This window comes from Streptomyces fungicidicus (assembly GCF_003665435.1).
Classification (GTDB): Bacteria; Actinomycetota; Actinomycetes; order Streptomycetales; family Streptomycetaceae; genus Streptomyces; species Streptomyces fungicidicus.
In genome coordinates, this window is record NZ_CP023407.1 from 5,403,897 (window position 1) to 5,427,633 (window position 23,737).

The 23,737-nt window shown below is 72.6% G+C and carries 12 protein-coding genes; 1 reads left to right on the top strand and 11 read right to left on the bottom strand.

The window, feature by feature from the left end; genetic code table 11:
• Positions 1 to 12 precede the first annotated feature (12 nt).
• The 4 genes from glgB to CNQ36_RS24890 all read right to left on the bottom strand — a co-directional run bounded on the left by glgB (position 13) and on the right by CNQ36_RS24890 (position 7,976).
• On the bottom strand, positions 13 to 2,562 hold the full coding sequence (glgB, locus tag CNQ36_RS24875) for a 1,4-alpha-glucan branching enzyme (RefSeq protein ID WP_163013359.1): 2,550 nt from the start codon (positions 2,560 to 2,562) through the stop codon (positions 13 to 15).
• Positions 2,563 to 2,595: 33 nt separating this feature from the next.
• Complete coding sequence (locus CNQ36_RS24880; protein WP_121547585.1) at positions 2,596 to 4,014, bottom strand: maltokinase N-terminal cap-like domain-containing protein; 1,419 nt, start codon at positions 4,012 to 4,014, stop codon at positions 2,596 to 2,598.
• A gap of 114 nt (positions 4,015 to 4,128) precedes the next feature.
• Entirely contained in the window at positions 4,129 to 5,829 is a 1,701-nt protein-coding gene (treS, locus tag CNQ36_RS24885) for a maltose alpha-D-glucosyltransferase (protein ID WP_121547586.1), read from the bottom strand.
• The gene (locus CNQ36_RS24890) at positions 5,826 to 7,976 is read right to left on the bottom strand and encodes an alpha-1,4-glucan--maltose-1-phosphate maltosyltransferase (RefSeq protein WP_163013360.1); all 2,151 of its coding nucleotides are present in this window, start codon (positions 7,974 to 7,976) and stop codon (positions 5,826 to 5,828) included. The genes treS and CNQ36_RS24890 overlap by 4 nt, the downstream gene beginning before the upstream one ends.
• Before the next feature lie 848 nt (positions 7,977 to 8,824).
• On the opposite strand from CNQ36_RS24890, the gene CNQ36_RS24895 reads away from it, so the two are divergent.
• A complete protein-coding gene (locus CNQ36_RS24895; RefSeq protein WP_121547587.1) occupies positions 8,825 to 11,440 on the top strand; it encodes a glycosyltransferase family 1 protein in 2,616 nt (871 codons plus the stop codon).
• Positions 11,441 to 11,464: 24 nt separating this feature from the next.
• Here the strand turns inward: CNQ36_RS24895 and CNQ36_RS24900 are convergent, their stop codons facing one another.
• The 7 genes from CNQ36_RS24900 to CNQ36_RS24935 form a co-directional block, all read right to left on the bottom strand.
• Positions 11,465 to 11,986 carry a DUF1990 family protein gene (locus tag CNQ36_RS24900; protein WP_163013361.1) on the bottom strand — a complete coding sequence of 174 codons (522 nt, stop codon included), beginning with the start codon at positions 11,984 to 11,986 and terminating at the stop codon, positions 11,465 to 11,467.
• 97 nt (positions 11,987 to 12,083) lie between these two features.
• Positions 12,084 to 13,739: a M4 family metallopeptidase gene (locus tag CNQ36_RS24905; protein ID WP_121547589.1), complete on the bottom strand. Its 1,656-nt coding sequence runs from the start codon at positions 13,737 to 13,739 to the stop codon at positions 12,084 to 12,086.
• 273 nt (positions 13,740 to 14,012) lie between these two features.
• Positions 14,013 to 16,058, bottom strand: coding sequence for a M4 family metallopeptidase (locus CNQ36_RS24910; protein ID WP_121547590.1), 2,046 nt, complete (start codon positions 16,056 to 16,058; stop codon positions 14,013 to 14,015).
• A 376-nt stretch (positions 16,059 to 16,434) separates the two neighbouring features.
• Positions 16,435 to 18,240, bottom strand: coding sequence for an ABC transporter ATP-binding protein (locus CNQ36_RS24920; protein ID WP_121547592.1), 1,806 nt, complete (start codon positions 18,238 to 18,240; stop codon positions 16,435 to 16,437).
• Positions 18,237 to 19,958, bottom strand: a complete 1,722-nt coding sequence (locus CNQ36_RS24925) for an ABC transporter transmembrane domain-containing protein (RefSeq protein ID WP_121547593.1) — start codon at positions 19,956 to 19,958, stop codon at positions 18,237 to 18,239. The genes CNQ36_RS24920 and CNQ36_RS24925 overlap by 4 nt, the downstream gene beginning before the upstream one ends.
• A 30-nt stretch (positions 19,959 to 19,988) precedes the next feature.
• Positions 19,989 to 21,845 (bottom strand): ABC transporter ATP-binding protein, encoded by a 1,857-nt coding sequence (locus tag CNQ36_RS24930; RefSeq protein WP_121547594.1) that lies wholly within the window; start codon positions 21,843 to 21,845, stop codon positions 19,989 to 19,991.
• Positions 21,842 to 23,641, bottom strand: coding sequence for an ABC transporter ATP-binding protein (locus tag CNQ36_RS24935; protein ID WP_121547595.1), 1,800 nt, complete (start codon positions 23,639 to 23,641; stop codon positions 21,842 to 21,844). The genes CNQ36_RS24930 and CNQ36_RS24935 overlap by 4 nt, the downstream gene beginning before the upstream one ends.
• Positions 23,642 to 23,737: the final 96 nt, after the last annotated feature.

The window sequence follows — 23,737 nt, forward strand, 5'->3', positions numbered from 1 at the left end:
CGTCCCCGGCCCTCAGGCCGGGCGCAGCCACACCGTCGCCAGGGGCGGCAGGGTCAGCCGGACGCTCGCCGGGAACCCGTGCCGTCCCTGCGGCTCCGGCTTGACCGGGTCCGGGTGGACGACGTCACCGCCGCCGTACCGGCCGGCGTCGGTGTTCACCGCCTCGTGCCAGGCGGGCACGTCGTCGGGGACGCCGATCTGATAGTCGTGGCGGACCACCGGGGCGAAGTGGGACACCGCGAGCAGCGGCGAGCCGTCGGCGTCGTACCGCAGGAACGCGAACACGTTGTCCTCGGCGGCGTCCCCGGTCACCCACCGGAAGCCGGACGGCTCGGTGTCGCACCGCCACAGCGCGGGGGTGTGCCCGTAGACGGTGTTGAGGTCCCGCACCAGATCGCGCACCCCGCGGTGGTCGGCCTCGGCGCCGTAGTGCGGGTCCAGCAGCCACCAGTCCGGGCCGTGCGCCTCCGACCACTCGGCGCCCTGCGCGAACTCCTGCCCCATGAAGAGCAGTTGCTTGCCGGGATGGGCCCACATGAAGCCCAGGTAGGCCCGCAGGCCGGCGCGCTGCTGCCACCAGTCGCCGGGCATCTTCGACACCAGGGACCGCTTGCCGTGCACCACCTCGTCGTGGGAGATCGGCAGCACGTAGTTCTCGCTGTACGCGTACACCATCGAGAAGGTCATCTCGTGGTGGTGGTGCCGCCGGTGCACCGGGTCGTGGCTCATGTACGCGAGCGAGTCGTGCATCCAGCCCATGTTCCACTTCAGGCCGAAGCCGAGCCCGCCGAAGCCGCTGGGCCCCTTGTGGTGGGTGGCCCGGGTGACGCCGTCCCAGGCGGTGGACTCCTCCGCGATCGTCACGACCCCCGGCACCCTGCGGTACACGGTCGCGTTCATCTCCTGCAGGAACGCCACCGCGTCCAGGTTCTCCCGGCCGCCGTGCTCGTTCGGCGTCCACTGGCCCGGCTCGCGCGAGTAGTCGAGGTAGAGCATGGAGGCGACCGCGTCCACCCGCAGTCCGTCGATGTGGAACTCCTCGCACCAGTACAGCGCGTTGGCGACCAGGAAGTTGCGCACCTCGCGCCGCCCGAAGTCGAACTCCAGGGTGCCCCAGTCGGGGTGGGCCGCCCGCAGCGGATCCTCGTGCTCGTACAGCGGCCGCCCGTCGAACTCGGCGAGCGCCCACTCGTCGCGCGGGAAGTGCGCCGGCACCCAGTCCATGATCACGCCGATACCGGCCCGGTGCAGGGCGTCGACCAGGTACCGGAAGTCGTCCGGGGTGCCCAGCCGTGCGGTCGGCGCGTAGAACCCGGTGACCTGGTAGCCCCAGGACGGCCCGAAGGGGTGCTCGGCGACCGGCATCAGCTCGACGTGGGTGAAGCCGAGGTCCTTGACGTACGCCGGGAGCTGATCGGCGAGTTCGCGGTAGGTCAGGCCGGGCCGCCAGGACGGGAGGTGCACCTCGTACACCGAGAGCGGCGCCCGGTGCGCGGGCACCTCCGCCCGCCGCTCCAGCCACCGCGCGTCGCCCCACTCGTACGCCGACGACGTGACGATCGACGAGGTGGCGGGCGGCACCTCGGTGCGGCGGGCCATCGGATCGGCGCGCAGCGTCTTCGAGCCGTCGGGGCGGGTGATCTCGAACTTGTACAGCTCCCCGTCGCCGATCCCCGGCACGAACAGCTCCCACACCCCCGTCGAGCCCAGCGACCGCAGGGGGAAGCCGGTGCCGTCCCAGAAGTTGAAGCCGCCGGCCACCCGCACCCCGCGCGCGTTCGGCGCCCACACCGTGAAGCGGGTGCCGGCGACGCCCTGGTGGGTCATCGGATGCGCGCCCAGCACGGTCCACAGCTCCTCGTGCCGGCCCTCGGCGATCAGGTGCAGGTCGAGCTCGCCGAGGGTGGGCAGGAAGCGGTACGCGTCCTCGGTCTCCTGCACCGCCGACTCGTACGTCACGAGCAGCCGGTACGCCGGGACCTCCCGCAGCGGCAGCAGCCCCGAGAAGAACCCGTCCCCGTCGTCGTGCAGCTCGACGGTGACGCCCCCGGAGACGACGGTCACCGCACGGGCGTACGGCCGGAACACCCGGAAGACCACACCGCCGGGCACCGGATGCGCGCCCAGCACGGAGTGCGGCGCGTGGTGCGTGCCGCTCAGCAGCCGCTCGCGGTCGGCGGCGTCGACGGCAGGGGAGACGGCGATCTCCATGTCGGGCGGGAGGGGCTGCGGCGGGGGAGCGGTCTCCGGTACGGCGGTCGTCCCGGCCGGAGCCTTCGCGTCCGGCGCCTTCCCCGCCTTCGTCTTCTTCGCCCCCGCCTTCTTGTCGGCCGCCTTCTTCTCCGACGCCTTCTTCTCCGCGTCCTTCTTGCCGGCGGCCTTCTTCGCCGCGGCCGTGGCCGCCTTCGCCGCCGTCGTCTTCCTGGTCACGGCCTTCGCCGCCGACGACGCGGCGGTCTTCTTCGCGGACGTCTTCTTCCGCGCGGGCGCCGGTGGCTCGGCGCTCCGCCGCTCGGCGGGCTGCTCCGGATGCGAACCGCTGGACTCGGGGCGGGGGGTCACGGGCGAAGCCTCCTGGACGCGGGTTCGGATGGGTCAGATCTGCTCGGACGAGGCGAGCCGGCGCACGGCGGCCAGCGGTACGGGAAGCCACTCGGGCCGGTGCCGGGCCTCGTACACGACCTCGTAGACCGCCTTGTCTGTCTCGCACGCGCGCAGCAGCACCGGGTCGGTGCGCGGGTCCCGGCCGGCCGCCTCCGCGTAGCCGGAGCAGTACGCCGCCCGGCACCGCACGGCCCATTCCGGGTGCGGCCGGTCCGCCGAACGCGCCGCGTAGTCGAAGGACCGCAGCATGCCCGCCACGTCCCGCACGGCCGGCTGCGGCATCCGCCGCTCGGCCATCGGGCGGGCCGGCTCGCCCTCGAAGTCGATCAGCGACCACTCCCCGGCGGGCGAGCGCAGGCACTGTCCGAGGTGCAGATCGCCGTGCACCCGCTGGGCGGTCCAGGTGCGGCCCCCGGCGGCCAGGTCGTCCAGCGCCGTGAACGCCGAGCGCAGCCCCGGCGCGTACGGCCGCAGCGCGGGCACCGCGTGCACCGCCGCCTCCAGCCGCTCGCTCATCCCGTCGACCATGGAGCGCAGCTGGGGGTGGCCCAGGGTGACCGTCGGCAGCGCACGGGCCAGCGCGGTGTGCACCTCCGCGGTGGCCCGCCCGAGCGCGCGTGCCTCGGCGACGAAGTCCTCGCCCTTGGCCAGCTCCCGCAACGCCAGCTCCCAGCCGTCCGTCGCGCCCTGCACGAACGGCTGGAGCACCCCCAGGACGTACGGCTCGGCCTGGGGCGGCGGGCCGGGCGACTCGTCGGGGTCCGCGACCAGCCAGGCCGTCGGCGGCGGCACCCGGGGGCAGCCCTCGCGGGCCAGCGCCAGCGGCAGCTCCAGATCCGGGTTGATCCCGGGCACGACCCGGCGCAGCAGCTTCAGGATGAACGTATCTCCGTAGACGACCGACGAATTCGACTGCTCGGCGGTCATCAGGCGCGGCACCAGGCCGGGCCGGATCTCCTGGCGCGGGTCCCGGTCGAAGCGGAGCCCGCCGATCCGGGCCCGGGTGCGCAGGGCCTCCAGGAGCAGTTCGGCGGGCCGGGTGTCGTGCAGGGCCTCGTAGACCGTCCGTCCGGCCAGCGGGCCCCGGGTGACATGACCGATCAGCGCGGGCGCGAGCCGGGGCGGCAGCGCCTCGCGCACGCCTATGAGCAGCTGGTAGCAGTCGCCGGGCTGCTCCGGGCCGCCGTGGCCGGGCAGCAGCGGCTGATGTGCGCGCACCAGCAGGTGGTACAGGCCCAGCTTGGCCGTGGGCGGCAGCAGTTCGGTGGCCGCGACCAGGGTGAACCCGGTGACGGGGCGGCCCTTGCCGGCGAACCAGCGCTGCCGCGGCAGCCATTCCCTCAGCAGTGGATCCAGTGACGCAAGGAGGCCGGGCGGTGTCGTGACGGTGCGTGTGACGGCTTCCGACATGGCGTCGCGTCCTCTCCCCTCTTACGGCGCGCCACGAGGGGGGCGCCGCCGGTGGGCGGGGTGTTACTCATGCGTGCCCCGGGCGGAGCGGGGGAAACCGCCCCGCCCCGGGTTCTAGGCGGCGTCCTTGCGGAGCCGGAACCAGTAGAAGCCGTGCCCCGCCAGGGTCATCAGATACGGCAGCGCCCCGACGGCCGGGAAGCGCACCCCGCCGAACAGCTCGACCGGGTGGCGCCCCTCGAAGGCGCTGAGATCGAGCTCCGTGGGCTGTGCGAAGCGTGAGAAGTTGTTCACGCAGAGCACCAGGTCGTCCTCGTACTCGCGGAGGAAGGCGAGGACCGCGGGGTTGGAGGAGGGCAGCTCGGTGTAGGTGCCGAGGCCGAACGCCGGGTTCTGCTTGCGGATCTCGATCATCCGGCGGGTCCAGTGCAGCAGGGAGGACGGGGAGGCCATGGACGCCTCGACGTTGGTGACCTGGTAGCCGTAGACCGGGTCCATGATGGTGGGCAGGAAGAGCCGGCCGGGGTCGGAGGAGGAGAAGCCGGCGTTGCGGTCGGGGGTCCACTGCATGGGGGTGCGGACGGCGTCGCGGTCGCCGAGCCAGATGTTGTCGCCCATGCCGATCTCGTCGCCGTAGTACATGACCGGAGAACCGGGCAGGGCGAGGAGCAGGGCGGTGAAGAGCTCGATCTGGTTGCGGTCGTTGTCGAGCAGGGGGGCGAGGCGGCGGCGGATGCCGATGTTGGCGCGCATGCGGGGGTCCTTGGCGTACTCCGCCCACATGTAGTCGCGTTCCTCGTCGGTGACCATCTCCAGGGTGAGCTCGTCGTGGTTGCGCAGGAAGATGCCCCACTGGCAGCCGGACGGGATGGCGGGGGTCTTGGCGAGGATCTCGGAGACGGGGTAGCGGGACTCGCGGCGGACCGCCATGAAGATGCGGGGCATGACGGGGAAGTGGAAGGCCATGTGGCATTCGTCGCCGCCGGCGGCGTAGTCGCCGAAGTAGTCGACGACGTCCTCCGGCCACTGGTTCGCCTCCGCCAGCAGCACCGTGTCCGGGTACTGGGTGTCGATCTCCTTGCGCACCCGCTTCAGGAACGCGTGGGTCTCCGGGAGGTTCTCGCAGTTCGTCCCCTCCCGCTGGTAGAGGTACGGCACCGCGTCCAGCCGGAACCCGTCGATGCCCAGGTCCAGCCAGAACTTCAGCGCGGAGATCATCTCCTCCTGGACGGCCGGGTTCTCGTAGTTGAGGTCCGGCTGGTGCGAGAAGAACCGGTGCCAGTAGTACTGCTTGCGGACCGGGTCGTACGTCCAGTTGGAGGCCTCGGTGTCGACGAAGATGATCCGGGCGTCCTGGAACTGCTTGTCGTCGTCGGCCCAGACGTAGTAGTCGCCGTAGGGCCCGTCGGGGTCCTTGCGGGACTCCTGGAACCACGGGTGCTGGTCGCTGGTGTGGTTCATGACGAAGTCGATGATCACGCGCATGCCGCGGTGGTGCGCCGCGTCGACGAACTCGACGAAGTCGGCGAGGTCGCCGAAGTCGGGGAGGACGGCGGTGTAGTCGGCGACGTCGTAACCGCCGTCGCGCAGGGGGGACTTGAAGAAGGGCGGCAGCCAGAGGCAGTCGACGCCCAGCCATTGCAGATAGTCGAGTTTGGCGGTCAGACCCTTCAGGTCGCCGATGCCGTCACCGTTGCTGTCCTGGAAGGAGCGGACGAGCACCTCGTAGAAGACGGCTCGTTTGAACCAGTCCGGGTCCCGGTCCTTGGCGGGTGTGTCCTCGAAGGTGTCCGGGACGGGTTCGTTGACGATCATGTGGTGGGTGACCCTCCGATCGGCGGGCTGGACGGTCGCAGGCCCCGGTCGTGCTCACCCGGGGGCCGGGCCCCGGACTCCCGGCCGACGACGAGCACATGCGCTCCCCCCGGCTCCAGGCGCACATAGTTGGACCTGCCCCATTGATAGGTCTGGCCGGTGAGCTCGTCGCGCACCGGTACCGACTCGTGCCACTCCAGGCCGAGTTGCGGCATGTCCAACGAGACCGTCGCCTCCTGGGTGTGGTGGGGGTCGAGGTTGGCGACCACCAGAACCGTGTTCGAACCCCGCCGCTTCGCGTACGCGATGACCTCCTCCTTGTCGGCGTGGTGGAAGTGCAGGTCGCGCAGTTGCCGCAGGGCCGGGTTCTCGCGCCGGATGGTGTTGAGGCGGGTGATGAGGGGGGCGAGGGTGCGGCCCTCGCGGGTGGCGGTGTCCCAGTCGCGGTGTCTGAGCTGGTATTTCTCGCTGTCGAGGTACTCCTCGCTGCCGTCGCGCAGGGGGGTGTTCTCGCAGAGTTCGTAGCCGCTGTAGATGCCCCAGGTGGGGGAGAGGGTGGCGGCGAGGACGGCGCGGACCTCGAAGGCGGGCCGGCCGCCGTGCTGGAGGTAGGCGTGCAGGATGTCGGGGGTGTTGGCGAAGAAGTTGGGCCGCATGTAGGAGGCGGCGTCCCCGGAGAGTTCGGTGAGGTACTCCGTCAGTTCCCGCTTGGTGTTGCGCCAGGTGAAGTAGGTGTAGGACTGCTGGAAGCCGATCTGGGCCAGGGTGTGCATCATCGCGGGGCGGGTGAACGCCTCGGCGAGGAAGATCACGTCGGGGTCGGTGCGGTTGACCTCGCCGATCACGCGTTCCCAGAAGAGCACGGGTTTGGTGTGGGGGTTGTCGACGCGGAAGATCCGCACGCCGGTGCCCATCCAGTGCCGCAGGACCCGGACGGTCTCGGCGACCAGGCCGTCGAGGTCGGCGTCGAAGGCGACGGGGTAGATGTCCTGGTACTTCTTGGGCGGGTTCTCGGCGTGGGCGATGGAGCCGTCGGGGCGGTGGTGGAACCACTCGGGGTGCTTGTGCACCCAGGGGTGGTCCGGGGAGCACTGCAGGGCGAAGTCCAGGGCCACCTCCAGGCCGAGTTCGCCGGCCCGGCGCACGAAGCGGGTGAAGTCCTCCAGGGTGCCCAGCCGGGGGTGGACGGCGTCGTGGCCGCCCTCGGGGGAGCCGATCGCCCAGGGCACGCCGACGTCGTCGGGGCCGGCGTCCAGGGTGTTGTTGGGTCCCTTGCGGAAGGTGGTGCCGATGGGGTGGATCGGCGGGAGGTAGACCACGTCGAAGCCCATCGCCGCGATCGCCGGGAGGCGGCGGGCGGCGGTGTCGAAGGTGCCGTGGGGCTGGGCGGGGGTGCCCTCGGAGCGGGGGAAGAACTCGTACCAGGCGCCGTACAGGGCACGCTCGCGTTCCACCAGCAGCGGCAGCGGGTCACTGCTGGTGACCAGCTCCCGCAGCGGATGCCGGGCCAGCACCGCGTCCACCTCCGGCGTCAACGCCCCCGCCAGCCGGGTGGCCGCCGGACGGCGTTCGTCGCGCAGGGCGTCCACGGCGGCGAGGAGCACGCCCCTGGGCCCGGAGCCGGGCACGTGGGCCGCCGCCCGCTCGTACAGCCGGGCGCCCTCCTCCAGCATGAGCTCGGTGTCCATGCCCGCCGGGACCTTGATCTGCGCGTGGTGCCGCCAGGTGGTGACCGGATCACCCCACGCCTCCACCGTGTACGTCCACGGGCCGGGCTCCCCGGCGGTGACGGTCGCCCCCCACCTGTCCGTGCCCGGCGCCAGCTCCCGCATCGGCGTGAACGGTCCCGGGCGTCCCTCCGGATCTCTCAGCACCACGTTGGCGGCCACCGCGTCGTGCCCCTCCCGGAACACCGTGGCGGAGATCTCGAACGACTCCCCGGTCACGGCCTTGGCGGGCCGGCGCCCCTGCCGGACCAGCGGCCGGACGTCCAGGACCGGGATGCGCCCCACGGAGGTGGCCGGGTCCGTGGCCGGTGGCGGGGGACCGGTGTCGGCGGGGCGGTCGGGAGGGGATCCGGAGCCGTGATCCACGGGCGTCCGGGCGCCGGGCGTCGGGGGGGATGGCGAGTGGTGCTTGGCGGGCATGACCGCTCCTGTCCGCGTCAACGTGGGTGGGCGGATGACTGTGGGGAGGTGGGTCCTGCGTGGTGTTGTTGAGGGTTACCCGCAGGAGCCTTCCCACACTGTTCGGGTGGGCAATCCGGCACTTTGTTAACTACTCACGCGTATGTCGACACACAAGACCGGCCCCTTCCGGAGCGGGCCGGACCGGTCGCCGGTGGGCCCGCTCCCACGGCTGCCGGGGCCGTCCCGGACGGCCGGCGCCCGCCGTCTCGCGGGGCCCGTGCCACGCGCGGGGAACCCGGAGCGGCCGCCGCGGCGGACCACGCCCGCGCCCGCTCGCCCCTCCGCCCGCCGCGCCCGCTGAACAGCGGGTTCGCCACTCGCGCCGGGGCCGGCCGCCGGCGCCAGGCGCGGTACGGCGCCGCCGCGCCCGCCGGGCTCGGGCGGCGCGAGGGCGTGCCCGCGCGGGTGCCCCGCGCGATGCCGCCCGCGGTGGGGAGCGAGGTGACCGGGACACCTGGAGTGAAGGGGCCGGGGGCGGAACCGGAGGCGGAAAAGGCCGGTTTCTTGTCCTGCCGCGCGGCGGCGCGAGCCCCGCGGGTGACACCGGGGACGGCGGAGGCGCGAGCGGCGGCTCCCCGGCCGTTGCCGCCGACATGTGCGCGGCGGCCTCGCACGCGGGGTGAAGCGTGACAAGGGCGCCCATGGGGGTGGAATCAGCCATATCCGTCATGGTGTGAATCGTTTGGGCAGGGGCACGGAGGTACCCGTGTCCCCCGGCTTCCCGCGCGGACCGTGTCCGCGCCGGTACTGTCGGCAGCGATGCCCGGACGCACACCGCGTCTCCGACGAACGCGCCGAGGTGGCTTGTGAAGGCGATCCGTCGATTCACCGTCCGACCCGTGCTCCCCGAACCCCTCCGGCCCCTGAGCGACCTGGCCCGCAATCTGCGCTGGTCCTGGCACGCCGGGACCCGTGACCTGTTCCGCTCCGTCGACCCCGAACGCTGGGCCGCCGCCGGCGGCGACCCCGTACGGCTGCTGGGCAGTGTGGCGGCCGCGCGGCTCACCGAGCTGGCCGCAGACCGTGACTTCCTGGACCGCCTCGGCGCGGCCGCGGCCGATCTGGACGCCTATATGACCGGCGAGCGCTGGTACCAGGCGCAGACCGACCGGCTGCCCGCCGCCGTCGCCTACTTCTCCCCGGAGTTCGGCATCACGGCCGCCCTGCCGCAGTACTCCGGTGGACTCGGCATCCTCGCCGGCGACCATCTCAAGGCCGCCAGCGACCTCGGCGTCCCGCTCGTCGGCGTCGGCCTGCTCTACCGGCACGGCTACTTCCGCCAGACCCTGTCCCGGGACGGCTGGCAGCAGGAGCACTACCCCGTCCTCGACCCCAACGAGCTGCCCCTCGACCAGCTCAAGGAGGCCGACGGCACCGCCGCCCAGGTCGCCCTCGCCCTGCCCGGCGGCCGCTCGCTGCGCGCCCGGATCTGGCTGGCCCAGGTCGGCAGGGTCCCGCTGCTCCTGCTGGACTCCGACATCGAGGAGAACGACCTCGGCGAACGCGGCGTCACCGACCGCCTCTACGGCGGCGGCAGCGAGCACCGGCTGCTCCAGGAGATGCTGCTGGGCATAGGAGGGGTCCGCGCGGTGCGCGCGTACTGCGCGCTGACCGGGCACCCCGAGCCCGAGGTGTTCCATACCAACGAGGGGCACGCCGGGTTCCTCGGCCTGGAACGGATCGCCGAACTGCGCGCCGAGGGGCTGGACTTCGACGCGGCCCTGGAGGCGGTCCGGGCGGGGACCGTGTTCACCACCCACACCCCCGTCCCGGCCGGCATCGACCGCTTCGACCGCGAACTGGTCGCCCGGCACTTCGGCCCGCAGGCCGAGCTGCCGGACCTGGAGGTCGACCGGATCCTCCGGCTCGGCATGGAGACCTACCCCGGCGGCGAGCCCAACCTGTTCAACATGGCCGTGATGGGCCTGCGGCTGGCCCAGCGCGCCAACGGCGTCTCCCTGCTGCACGGCAACGTCAGCCGGGAGATGTTCGCCGGGCTCTGGCCCGGGTTCGACGCCGAGGAGGTGCCCATCACCTCCGTCACCAACGGGGTGCACGCGCCCACCTGGGTCGCCCCCGAGGTGTACCGGCTCGGCGCCCGGCAGATCGGCGCCGAGCGCGCCGAGGAGGCGCTGAGCGTCGGCGACTCCGACCGCTGGGACTCCGTCGCCGACATCGCCGACCAGGACATCTGGGAGCTGCGCCGGTCGCTGCGCGAGCTGCTGGTGCTGGAGGTGCGGGAGCGGCTGCGGGCGTCCTGGCGGCAGCGCGGCGCGGGGACGGCGGAACTCGGCTGGATCGACGGGGTGCTCGACCCGGACGTGCTGACCATCGGCTTCGCCCGGCGCGTCCCGTCGTACAAGCGGCTGACGCTGATGCTGCGCGACCGGGACCGGCTGATGAACCTGCTGCTGCATCCCGAGCGGCCGGTGCAGTTCGTGATCGCGGGCAAGGCGCACCCGGCGGACGACGGCGGCAAGCGGCTCATCCAGGAACTGGTCCGCTTCGCCGACGACCCGCGGGTGCGGCACCGGATCGTGTTCCTGCCCGACTACGGCATGGCGATGGCGCAGAAGCTCTACCCCGGCTGCGACATCTGGCTGAACAACCCGCTCCGGCCGCTGGAGGCGTGCGGCACCAGCGGGATGAAGGCCGCGCTCAACGGCTGTCTCAACCTGTCCGTGCTGGACGGCTGGTGGGACGAGTGGTTCCAGCCCGACTTCGGTTGGGCCATCCCCACGGCGGACGGCGCGGGGACGGACCCGGACCGGCGCGACGACATAGAGGCCGCGGCGCTGTACGACCTGCTGGAGCAGCGGATCACGCCGTCCTTCTACGAGCGCGGGCGCGGCGGGCTGCCGGACCGGTGGATCGAGATGGTGCGGCGGACGCTGAGTCTGCTCGGGCCGAAGGTGCTGGCCGGACGGATGGTCCGGGAGTACGTCGAGCGGCTGTACGCGCCCGCCGCCCGCGCCCACCGGGCGATGGACCCGGACTCGGCGCGGGCGCTCGCCGCGTGGAAGGCGCGGGTGCGCTCCGCCTGGCACGGCGTGACCGTCGACCACGTCGAGACGTCCGTGACGGCCGCCACCGCGGAGCTCGGCACCACGCTGGGGCTGCGGGTGCGGGTGGGGCTCGGTGACCTCGGCCCCGACGACGTCGAGGTGCAGGCGGTGTCGGGACGGGTCGACGAGGAGGACCGCCTCACCGACGCGGCGGCGGTGCCGCTGAAACCGGTGGGGTCGCCGGATGCGGAGGGGCGGTGGATGTACGAGGGGCCGCTGTCGCTGGACCGTACGGGGCCCTTCGGGTACACGGTGCGGATCCTGCCCGGGCACCGTCTGCTGGCGTCGGGGGCGGAGCTGGGGCTGCTGGCGGTGCCGTCGGAGGACCTGGCGGGGGCGGGGCTGCTGATGCGGTGAGAGGAGGGTGCCGGGGCGGGGGGCTCAGTACTCGTCGAGGCCCCGGGTGGCGAGGCGGCGCAGGACCTTGCCGCAGCGGCGGGCGTAGGCCTGCTGGAGGCCCCGGGTGGCGGGGCCGCCCGCGCGGGAGTACCAGCGGGCGGGCCTGCTGAACGCCTCGACGGTCAGCCACACCGTCCCGTCACCCGTGCGGTCCACCACGAAGGACTCCTCGCCGCTCTCCGGGTGGCCGGCCAGGGTGCCGTACGCCCAGCCGGCCCTGCGGTGCTCCTCCACCGTCCAGACCACCCGGCAGGGCGCCCGGACGACGCCGGCGAGGGTGATCGTGACGTCGACGTCCGGGGCCGCGCGGTCGGCGGCGGTCTCGACGCCGACCCCCAGCTCCCGGTGCAGTTCCCAGCCGAGCAGCGCTTCGGCGGCCTGCCGGAAGACCGCCTCGCCCTCGCCGAGGCGGGTGCGCACGCGCATCGGGTGGAAGCCGGGAGGGCAGAAGCCCGGCTCACGGGTCGCGCCGACGTGGTCGTAGGTGAAGTCCGCCGAAGACATGGGACCCAAGACTAGGGGGCCCGGAGCTCGGGGGACGTGTCCGGGGCGGTGCCCGGCGCGCTTCCGCGCCCGGCACCGCCCCGGTCCGGGGGACGGATCAGCTGACGTTGATGGCGGTCCAGGCCGCCGCGACCGTCTTGTACTCGGTGCTGGTGGAGCCGTACAGCGCCGACGCCGCGTTCAGGGTGCCCGTACGGGCCGCCTTGTAGTTGGTCGTGGACGTGAAGTACGTGGTCAGCGCCTTGTACCAGATCTGCAGCGCCTTGGCGCGGCCGATGCCGGTGACGGTGGAGCCGTTGTACGTCGGCGAGTTGTAGGACACGCCGTTGATGGTCTTGGAGCCGCTGCCCTCGGCCAGCAGGTAGAAGAAGTGGTTCGCCGGGCCCGAGGAGTAGTGCACGTCGACCGAACCGAGGCCGGCGGACCAGTAGTCCTTCGAGGCGCCGTCCTTGCTCGGCTTGTCCATGTAGCGCAGCGGGGTGCCGTCGCCGTTGATGTTGATCTTCTCGCCGATGAGGTAGTCACCGGCGTCGGAGGAGTTGGCCGCGTAGAACTCCGCGCCCGTGCCGAAGATGTCGCTGGTCGCCTCGTTCAGGCCGCCGGACTCGCCGCTGTAGTTGAGGCCCGCGGTGTTGGAGGTGACGCCGTGGCTCATCTCGTGGCCGGCCACGTCCAGCGAGGTCAGCGGGTGGGTGTTGCCCGAGCCGTCGCCGTAGGTCATGCAGAAGCAGCTGTCGGACCAGAAGGCGTTGACGTAGGAGCTGCCGTAGTGGACCCGGGAGTAGGCCGCCGCGCCGTTGTTCTTGATGCCGTTGCGGCCGAAGGTGTTCTTGTAGAAGTCCCAGGTCACCTGGGCGCCGTAGGCGGCGTCCACGGCCGCGGTCTGGTCGGTGGAGGAGCTGGAGGCGGTGCCGGTGCCCCAGGTGTCGTCCGCGTCGGTGAACAGGGTGCCGGTGCCGGAGGTGCCGCGCGCCAGGTTGTAGGTCTTGTGACCGCCGCGGGCGGTGTCGTACAGCTGGTACGTCGTCCCCGACTTGTAGGTGCCGAGGGTGACCGTGCCCGAGTAGAGGCCCTTGCCGGTGCCGGTGTGCACGCCCTGCCACTCGTGCAGCTTCTCGCCGGTGGCGGCGTCGGTGATCACGTGCAGCTCGTTGGGGGTGCCGTCCTCCTGGAGCCCCCCGACGACGGTCTCGTAGGCCAGGACGGGCTTGCCGTCGGCGGCCCAGACCACCTTGCGGGGCGCGGAGTCCGCCTCGGTCTTCTCCGACCCGGCCGCCTTCGCGGCGGCGAGCGCCTGCTTCTCCGCCTTGCCCGCGGCGATCCCCGGCTTCAAGGAGGACAGCTTGACGGCCGTCCTGACGGCCTTGGTCACGCTTCTGGCCCCGCCGGAGGCCGGCTCGTGCACGACCAGGTCGCCGCCGAGTACGGGCAGCCCGTCGTAGGTGCGCTCGTAGCGGGTGTGGACCGTGCCGTCGGCGTCCTTCACGACGTCCTTGACGACCAGCTTCTCCTTGGCGCCGAGACCTATCTCGCCGGCGGTCTCGGCGGCCGACGCCTGCTGCTCCTGGATGAGGGAGGTGCGGGCGGCGGCGGACAGAAGCACCGGGGCCCCGGCCAGGGCCGGCTTGCCGGCGGGCGCGGAGTCGGCGGCTGCGGTACCGGTGGTCAGACCGGTGGCGAGCAGGGCTCCGGCCGCGACGGTGGTGGCGATGGCCAGAGCGGTGCGCTGGTGACGCGCGTAGAGGGGGGTCACTCGAGCTCCTCGTGTCAAGTGGGGGTGTCCGGACGGTTGGGGGCCGGCCGGGGGTGGTGCGCCGAGCGAGGGAAGAGTGACACCCAGGGCGCGTACATGTCAGGAGGGTCGAATGATGTTGGCCGAAAACAGTCGGCGAGATGAACGTTGCGTGCGTGTGAACCGGCCTGACCTGTGTAAAAGCGCAACCGCCGGTGTGTATGGGCTCGGCAAAAAAGCGGCGTCGCCCCGGGCGGTGTGAACCACCCGGGGCGACGCTCTGACCACGGCTGTTTACGGGAAGGTCAGCTTCCACCCGCTGATGTAGCCGGTGTCGTACCGCGCCATGTCCTGCACGCGCAGCTTCCACGTGCCGTTGGCGGTCTCGGCCGACGCATTGACCGTATAGGTCTCATTGATGTTGTCCGCCGAGCCGCCGGTGCGGCTCCTCAGCGGGTACACCGTGCCGTCGGGGGCCACCAGGTCGACGACCAGGTCACCGCTCCAGGTGTGCACGATGTCCACCGAGACCTGGAGGTTGGAGGGCGCGTTGCCCGTCCGCCCGGTGACGTTGATCGAGGAGGTCACCGCGGAGCCGGCGTCCGGGATCGTCACGTCGGCGGTGTTCTCGAACGAGGTGCCGCCGCCACCGCCGCCACCGGAGCGCGTGCCCACGTTGATGCCCGCCCAGGCGTCCTGCACCGCCTTGTACTCGGCGCTGTCCGTGCCGTAGAGCTCACCGGTCGCCGCCAGGGTGCCGGTGCGGGCGCCCGCGTAGTTGGTGGTGGAGGTGAACTTGGTGGTCAGCGCGCGGAACCAGATCTTCTCCGCCTTGGCGCGACCGATGCCGGTGACCGGGAGGCCGTCCGAGGTGGGCGAGTTGTAGGTGACACCGTTGATGGTCTTGGTGCCGCTGCCCTCGCTCAGCAGGTAGAAGAAGTGGTTGGCGGGGCCCGACGAGTAGTGCACGTCGATGCTGCCGATGCCGGAGTACCAGCTGTCCTTGGACGCGCCGTCCTTGCTCGGCTTGTCCATGTAGCGCAGCGGCGTGCCGTCGCCGTTGATGTCGATCTCCTCGCCGATGAGGTAGTCACCGACGTCGGAGGAGTTGTTGGCGTAGAACTCGACCGTCGAGCCGAAGATGTCGCTGGTGGCCTCGTTGAGGCCGCCGGACTCGCCGCTGTAGTTGAGGCCCGCGGTGTTCGAGGTGAGACCGTGGGTCATCTCGTGCGCGGCGACGTCGATCGCGGTGAGCGGGTTGGCGTTGCCGGAGCCGTCGCCGTAGGTCATGCAGAAGCAGCTGTCGGACCAGAAGGCGTTGACGTAGTTGTTGCCGTAGTGGACCCGGGAGTAGGCGCCCACGCCGTCGCCGCGGATGCCGCTGCGGCCGTGCACGTTCTTGTAGTAGTCCCAGGTCAGCGCGGCCCCGTAGTGGGCGTCGGCGGCGGCCGACTCCAGGTTGGACGGGCTGCCGTTGCCCCACACGTCGTCGGACCCGGAGAACAGCGTGCCGGTGCCGGAGGTGCCGCGGTTGAGGTTGTACGTCTTGTGCCCGCCGCGCGCGCCGTCGGTGAGGTTGTACGTCGAACCGGACTGCGTGGTGGTCAGGTCGACCGTGCCGCTGTAGACGGTGTTGCCGGTCCCGTTCTGGACGGCCTCCCACTCGTACAGCTTCTCGCCCGTGGTGGCGTCGGTGACGACGTGCAGCTCCTGGGGGGTGCCGTCGTGCTGGAGGCCGCCGACGACCGTCTCGTACGCCACGACCGGCTTGCCCCCGGCCGCCCAGATCACCTTGCGCGGGGCGCGGTCGACGTCGGCGCCCTCGGCCTTCTCCGCCTTCGCGGCGGACAGGGCCTGCTGCTCGGCCTTGGCGGCCGGCACCTTGGCGGTGGTGGTCGCGGGCTTCACCGCGGCCCGGGTCGCCTTGACGACGGAGTCGGCCCGGCCGGCGCTGTCGCCCTGGACGACCAGGTCGCCGCCGAGGACGGGCAGGCCGTCGTAGGTGCGCTCGTAGCGCACGTGCACGGTGCCGTCGCCGTCCTTGAGGACGTCACGGACGACGAGCTTCTCCTTCGCGCCCAGGCCGAGGTCCTTGGCGGTGGCCGCCTTGGCGGCGTCCGCCTCGCGGATCAGCGCGGCGCGCTGGGCGGGGGTGAGCTTGACCGACTCCGACCCCGGCTTCGCCTTGCTCGCGGCCGCGGGCGTCTGCTCCGGGGCGGCGGTGGCGGTGCCGGACTGCACGGCCGTGGCGATCAGCGCGGCCACCCCGGCGAGGGCGACGGCGGCGGCACGGCGGTGCGTGGTGTGGGGGGTACGTCTGTGGGACGACCTGCTTCTCACGCTGGCTCCTTCTGCGTGGCCGCGGGGTGCGCGGCCTGGGGAGACCGGTCGGCTGGTGAGCCGTCCGGGCAGAACGGAAGTGCGAAGTGCTCCGAGCTGTGGCCGTCGTGCGGCGGTGGGTGACGCGGTGGGGTTGCTGTACGGCGGCCGTGGGGAAGAGTGGCAGGGGATCGCGGTTGCTGTCAGGAGCGCGTCAAGACTTTGGCCGGAAATCGTTCGTTGTCCGGGAGTTCAGGTTCGGTATGCGAACGGTTGGGGTGGCGGGGTGGGGGGTGGTGGGGGTGAGGGTGGTCCGGTTCTCGCCCCCGCCGCCCCTTCCCGTCCCGTCCCCGGGGCTGCGCCCCGGACCCCCTCCGGCCCTGAACGGGCCTTGTCCTCAAACGCCGGACGGGCTGAAAGAGTCGGGCGGGCTGGATGGGGCGGGCGGGTCGGGAGTGGGGGTGCCGTGCCAGGAGTTCCAGAGGGAGGCGTAGGTGCCGCCTGCCGCCACCAGGGTTTCGTGGGTGCCGAGTTCGGTGAGGTGGCCGTCCTCCATGACGGCCACCCGGTCCGCGTCGTGCGCGGTGTGCAGCCGGTGTGCGACGGCGATGACCGTACGGCCCTCCAGGACGGCGGCCAGCGCGCGCTCGGTGTGCCGGGCGGTCGTCGGGTCGAGCAGGGCGGTCGCCTCGTCGAGGATCAACGTGTGCGGATCGGCCAGCACGACCCGGGCCAGCGCGAGTTGCTGCGCCTGCGAACCGTCGGTCGAGTGCCCTCCCTCGCCGAGCTCGGTGTCCAGCCCCCGCGGCAGCTCCCGCACCCACGGCGCGGCGCCCACCACGTCCAACGCCGCCCACAACTCCTCGTCCTCCGCGTCCGGTTCGGCGATCCGGAGGTTGTCGCGCACCGACCCGAGGAACACATGGTGCTCCTGGGTGACCAGCACCACCTGCCGGCGCAGCCGCTCCGCGTCCAGCCCGGCCACCGGCACCCCGCCCACGGTCACCCTCCCCGCGGTCGGCGCGTCCACGCCCGCCAGCAGCCTGCTCAGCGTGGTCTTGCCGGCGCCGGACGGCCCCACCACCGCCAGCCGTTCGCCCGGTGTCACCGTCAGATCGACCCCGCGCAGCACCTCGCCGCCGCCGTCGTACGCGTAGCGCACCCCGGTGACGTCGATGCGGCCGCCGGCCGGGTCGGGGCCGGCGCCCCGCTCCACCTGGCGCGGCGCCCGGGCCAGCCCCTCCACCCGGGCGAAGGAGGCCCCGCCGGCCTGCAACTGCTCCAGCCGCATCAGCACCTCGTCCAGCGGCCCGGTCAGCTGCAGCAGATACAGCGAGGTGGCCACCACCGCCCCGAGGCTCACCGTGCCCTGCTGGTGCAGCCACCCGCCGAGCAGCAGCACACCGGCCACCGGCACGACGTAGGACACCTCGACCACGGGGAAGAACACCGTGCGCAGGAACAGCGTGTGGAACCGGGTGCGCCGGGACGTCTCCAGCGCCTCCCGGCTCGCCCTGATCCGCCGCTTCTCCAGCCGGAACGCCTCCACCGTACGGGCACCCGCCGCCGTCGCCGCGACGATCTCCGCCACGTCCGAGTTGGCCGCGCCCTCGGCGAGGTAGGCGTCGCGGGCCCGGCGCAGATACCAGCGCAGCACCAGCCAGATCGGCGTCAGCCCGAGCAGCCCGAGGGCGCCCAGCAGCGGGTGCACCACCAGGACCGCGGCCATCAGGAACAGCGACTGCACGGCGTTGACCAGCAGCGCGGGACCGGCGTCGCGCAGCGTCGTCCCCACGGCGGTGACGTCCGCCGTGCCCCGCGCCGTCAGATCACCCGTGCCGGCCCGCTCCACCACCGACGACGGCAGCGCCAGCGCCCGGTCCACGAACCGCTCCCGCACCCGGGCCAGCGTCCGCTCCCCGAAACGGTGCCCCACGTACCGGGCCCAGCGGGACAGCAGCAACTGCGTGACGGCGCACAGCAGGATGACCGGCGCCAGCCGGTCCACCACCGCCACCCCGCCCCCGTCGCGCACCTCGTCGATGATCCGCCCGAGCAGCCAGGGCCCGGCCAGCCCGGCCAGGGCCGCCAGCCCGTTCAGCGCCAGTACGCCGGCGAAGGCCCGCCGGTCCGCGCGCACCAGCCCCGCGGCGGCCCGCCGCACATCGGCGGACTCGGCGAGGGGAAGCCGGTCCCCGCTCATCCCGGAACCTCCTCATCGGCACGCTCGCCGGCGTCCCTTGCCACCAGCTCCCGGTATCCGGGCTCACTGTCGAGCAGTTCACGATGGCCGCCGCTCGCCACCACCTTGCCGTCGACCAGGTAGAGCACCTGGTCGGCCCGGTCGAGCACCAGCGGCGAACCGGTCGCCAGCACCGTCGTACGCCCCTTCCTGACCGCGCGCAGCCGGTCGGCGGCCGTGGCCTCGGTGTGCGCGTCGAGCGCCGAGGTCGGCTCGACGGCCAGCAGCACCTCCGGATCGGCCAGCAACGCCCGTGCCAGCCGGACCCGTTGCCGCTGACCGCCGGAGAGGCTGCGTCCCTGCGCGGACACCGTCGAGGCGAGCCCGTCGGGCAGCCCCTGGACGATGTCGTCGGCGGCGGCCGCGTGCAGCGCCCGCAGCACGTCCTCGTCGGACGCGTCCGCGCGCCCGGCCACCACCTCCCGCAGCGGGCCGGCGAACAGATCGGCCTCCGGGTCGGCGACCAGGATCCGCTCCCGCACCCGCGCGAGCCCGATCTCGTCCAGCCGCACCCCGCCCCAGGTCGCCTCCGACGGCGTGTACCGGCCGAGGCGGTCCACCACGGCGAGCGCGTCGGCGGGGCGCGCGGAGGTGAGCGCGGTCAGCCGGCCCGGCAGGATGCGCGCCCCCGACTCGGGGTCGTACAGCGCGGACGGCTCGGCCGGCGGATCGGCGGTGGCCGCGTCGGCCGGCGGCTCCAGCCGCAGCAGCGCCGCCACCCGGCGGCCGGCCACCACGCCCCGGCTCAGCTGGTAGCCGCACTCGATGAGGAACATCACCGGCCACACCAGGACGGTCACATAGCCGTACACCGAGACCAGTTCGCCCACCGTGATCTCGCCCTGCGCGGCCAGCCGGGCCGCGATCCAGGTCACCACGGCGAGGAACAGCGCCGGCAGCCCCACGGTGAGGGCCTGGATCCAGCTGGTCACCGCCCCGACCCGGTAGCCCTGCTCCCGCAGCCGCCCCGAGTCCCGGCGGAACGCGTCCGAGACCAGGCTCTTCCCGCCCAGCCCGCTCAGCACCCGCAGCCCGCCCGCGAGATCACCGATCCGCGCCGTCAGCACGCTCTGCCGCTCCCGGTACTCCGTCTCCGTGCCCCGCAGCCGCCCCGCCAGCGGCCCCACCACCAGCCCGATCACCGGCACCCCGAGCAGCACCACCACCGCCAGCACCGGCGACACCGACAGCAGCAGCCCCGCCACCACCGCGTACGCCACGACCGCGCCGATCCCGGGTCCGACGGCGGTGAGCGACTGGGCGATCATCTGCACGTCGCCCACCCCGATGGTGACGACCTCCCCGGCCCCGGTCCGCCGCTCCAGCGAGGCGCCGAGCCGCACCGTGTGCCCCACGACCACCTTGACGGTCCGGAAGTTGGCGTCCATCCGCACCCGCGTCATCGTGCGGTGCCGCATGATGCTCAGCCACGAGTTGAACCCGTTCACCACGAACAGCGCGCCGGTCCACAGCGCCAGCGCCCCCATGTCCCCCGGCTCCAGCCCGTCGTCCACGGCGCGCGACATCGCGTACGGCGTCGCCGCCAGCAGCACCATCCACACACTGCCGAACACGGCTCCCGCCGCGCACCGCCCCGGCTGCCGCCGCACCAGCCACCACAGATAGCGGGCCCCGCCCCGGCAGTCCGGCGTGCCGGGATCCCCGTACGCGTCGATCACCGCTCGCTCCCCCCTCGCACGCCGCCGGACCTACGCCAGACTGTCCCGCCAGGCCCGGTGCAGGTCGGCGAACCTGCCCGTGCCCGCGATCAGTTCGGCCGGGCTGCCGTCCTCCACGACCCGCCCGTGCTCCATGACCAGCACCCGGTCGGCGATCTCCACCGTCGACAGCCGGTGGGCGATCACCACCGCCGTACGCCCCTTCAGCACCGTCGCCATCGCCCGCTGCACCGCCCGCTCGCCGGGGATGTCCAGGGAACTGGTCGCCTCGTCCAGGATGAGCACCGCCGGGTCGGCCAGCAACGCCCTCGCGAAGGAGACCAGCTGGCGCTGACCGGCGGAGATGCGGCCGCCGCGCTTGCGTACGTCGGTGTCGTAGCCGTCGGGCAGGGCGGCGATGAAGTCGTGGGCGCCGATCTCCTTCGCCGCCTGCTCGACCTCCGCACGGGTGGCGTCCGGCCTCCCGATCGAGATGTTCTCGGCGACCGTCCCGGAGAACAGGAACGCCTCCTGCGTCACCATCACCACCTCGCGCCGCAGCGCGGGCCCCGTGAGGTCGCGCAGGTCCAGGCCGTCGAGCAGCACCCGGCCGTCGGTGGGGTCGTAGAACCGGGCGAGCAGCTTGGCCAGCGTCGACTTGCCCGCGCCGGTCGACCCGACGACCGCGACGGTCTGCCCGGCCGGCAGGGTGAGGCCGAAGCGGGGCAGCACCTCGCCGCCGGTGCGGTACGCGAACCGCACGTCGTCGAAGACCACCTCGCGGCCCGGGAGCCCGGTCCGCCGCTCCGGAAGCTCCCGCGGGGACGCCGGCTCGGGCACCGACGGGGTCTGCGCCAGCAGACCGGCGATCTTCTCCAGCGAGGCCGCCGCCGACTGGTAGGAGTTCAGGAACATGCCGAGCCGGTCGATCGGGTCGTACAGCCGGCGGAGGTACAGCACCGCCGCCGCCAGCACACCCAGCTCCAGCGTGTCGTCCGCGACCCGCTGGGCGCCCCACAGCACGATCAGCGCGACCGTGGTGTTGGCGGTGATCCGGGAGCCGACGACATAGCGGGCCATCTCGAGGAGCGCGTCGCCGTTGCTCCGTTCATGCCGCCGGTTCAGCACCGCGAAGTCGGCGTCGTTGGCGGCCTCCCGGCGGAACGCGCGCACCGGCCGGATGCCGTTCATCGTCTCGACGAACTTCACGATCACCGACGCGATGGCCGTCGACCGCTTCCGGTACACCCGCCCCGCCCGGCGCTGGTACGACCGTACGAGCAGGTACAGCGGCACGAACGACGCCACCGCCACGGCACCCAGCCCCAGGTCCAGCCAGAGCAGCAGCACCGAGATGTAGACGGCCGACAGGACGACCATGACGAGTTCCTGCAGCCCCTCCTCCAGCAGCTCCCGCAGCGACTCGACGTCGGTGGTGGAGCGGGAGATGAGCCGCCCGGAGGTGTAGCGCTCGTGGAAGTCGACGCTCAGCGCCTGCGCGTGGCGGAAGATACGGCCGCGCAGATCGAGCAGCACGTCCTGGCTGACCCGGGCGGAGGCGGTGACGAAGCCGTACTGCAGGGCGCCGGCCGCCACCGCGCACAGCAGATAGCCCACCGCGACCGCGATCAGCGGCCCGTGGTCGTTCCCGCGGAACGCGGGCACGGCACGGTCGATGGCGTACGCCACCAGCAGCGGGCCGGCCTGCACCGCGGCCTGCTGGAGCAGCAGCAACAGCGCGGTCACGGCGACCCTGCCCCGCAGGGGCGACAGCAGCGAACGCAGGAGTACGCCGGTGGCTCCCGGGGGAGCGGGCAGCTGGTCCCGGTCGAACGGGTCGCCGCCCGCCGGTGTCCGGCCGTCGTCCTCGTCCTCGTCCCGGACGGGTGCGGTGGTGGCCGCCGTCATCGCTGGTCCTCCTGTTCCCCCGCCGGGTCGCCGGACATCAGGTGCGCGTACTCGGGGTTGGTGTGCAGCAGTTCGTGGTGGGTGCCGACCGCGGTGATCCGGCCGCCGGACAGCAGGGCGACACGGTCGGCGAGCAGGACCGTGGAGGGCCGGTGGGCCACGATGAGGGCCGTGGTGTCGGCGAGCACCCGGCGCAGGGCGGCCTCGACGGCGGCCTCGGTGTGCACGTCGAGCGCGGACAGCGGATCGTCGAGCACCAGGAAGTCGGGCCGCCCGACCACCGCCCTGGCCAGCGCGAGCCGCTGCCGCTGCCCGCCGGAGAGGCTGAGTCCCTGCTCGCCGACCTGGGTGTCCACGCCCCGCGGCAGCGCGTACGCGAAGTCGGCCTGTGCGACGCCCAGGGCGCGCTCCAGGTCCCCGTCGCCGGCCGCGCCGCCTCCCATCAGCACGTTCTCGCCGACGCTGGCCGAGAACAGGGTGGGTTCCTCGAAGGCGACGGCGACGCGGGCGCGCAGCTCCTCGCGGGACATGGCGGTGATGTCCGTCCCGTCGAGCGTGATCCGCCCGGACGACACCTCGTGCAGTCGCGGGACGAGTGCGGTGAGCGTGGTCTTGCCGCTGCCGGTGGCCCCGACGAGGGCCAGGGACTCGCCGGGGCGGATGTGGAGGTCGATCCGGTCGAGCACGGGCGGGGAGTCGGAGGGGGCGTCGGGGTAGCGGAAGCTGACACCCCGGAAGGCGAGCCCGCCCACGTCTCCGCCGTCTCCGGCGTCCCGACTCCCCGCAGCCAGGGAATCCTTGGATTCCCGGGGGGCGTCCAGTACCTCGAAGTAGCGTTCTGTGGCCGTTGCCGCTTCCTGGCTCATCGCCAGCAGGAAGCCGATCGAGTCGACCGGCCAGCGCAGCGCCAGCGCCGTGGACAGGAAGGCCACCAGGGTTCCCGCGGACAGCGTCCCGTCCGCCACCTGCACCGCGCCCAGCACCAGCGCCGCCCCGATGGCGAGTTCCGGCAGCGTCACGATGACGCCCAGGATCGTCGCCAGCAGCCGCGCCTTGTGGAGCTCCGTCCCCCGCAGCTTCCCCGACAGCTCCCGGAACGCCCGCGCCTGACTCCGGTGCCGCCCGAACCCCTTGATGATCCGGATGCCGAGCACGCCCTCCTCGACGACCGTCGTCAGGTCACCCACCTGGTCCTGGGCCAGCCGGGCCGCCCGCGAGTACCGCTTCTCGAAGACGACGCACGTGATCATCACCGGCACGGCGGGCACCAGGATGACCAGCCCCAGCGTCCAGTCCTGCACCAGCATGATGATCACGCCGACGAGGATCGTGACCCCGTTGACCAGCAGGAACGTCAGCGGAAAGGCAAGGAACATGCGCAGCAGCATCAGATCCGTGGTGGCCCGCGACAGCAACTGCCCCGACGGCCACCGGTCGTGGAAGGCGACCGGTAGCCGCTGCAGGTGCCGGTACAGCTCCGCCCGCATCTCCGCCTCGACGTGCGACAGCGGACGCGCCACCAGCCACCGCCGGAACCCGAACAGCAGCGCCTCCGCCAGTCCGAGCAGCAGCAGGTACAGCGCGCCGAGCCACACCCCCGCCGGATCCCGGTCGGCGATCGGCCCGTCCACCATCCACTTCAGGACGAGCGGGATCACCAGCCCGATGCAGGAGGCGAGGACGGCGATGAACGCGGCGGTGAACAACCGCGCCCGCACGGGCCGCACGAACGGCCACAGCCGCAGCAGCGTGCGCACGGCGGAGCGGGCTTCCGGGGGAGAAGGTGTAGTGGGCATCAGCAGCGAGCCTACGGTTCACCACTGACACTGCCCACCGAGTTTTGGCCGGACCGTCCTCCACCGCTGGTCCTACGACCTGCGGCTACGGGAAGG

Bases quoted from the DNA above. Each gene is read 5' to 3' on its own strand.
- CNQ36_RS24935 (WP_121547595.1), bottom strand. From the start codon at position 23,641: ATGCCCACTACACCTTCTCCCCCGGAAGCCCGCTCCGCCGTGCGCACG.
- treS (WP_121547586.1), bottom strand. From the start codon at position 5,829: ATGATCGTCAACGAACCCGTCCCGGACACCTTCGAGGACACACCCGCC.
- CNQ36_RS24890 (WP_163013360.1), bottom strand. From the start codon at position 7,976: ATGCCCGCCAAGCACCACTCGCCATCCCCCCCGACGCCCGGCGCCCGG.
- CNQ36_RS24880 (WP_121547585.1), bottom strand. From the start codon at position 4,014: ATGTCGGAAGCCGTCACACGCACCGTCACGACACCGCCCGGCCTCCTT.
- CNQ36_RS24920 (WP_121547592.1), bottom strand. From the start codon at position 18,240: ATGAGCGGGGACCGGCTTCCCCTCGCCGAGTCCGCCGATGTGCGGCGG.
- CNQ36_RS24900 (WP_163013361.1), bottom strand. From the start codon at position 11,986: ATGTCTTCGGCGGACTTCACCTACGACCACGTCGGCGCGACCCGTGAG.
- CNQ36_RS24930 (WP_121547594.1), bottom strand. From the start codon at position 21,845: ATGACGGCGGCCACCACCGCACCCGTCCGGGACGAGGACGAGGACGAC.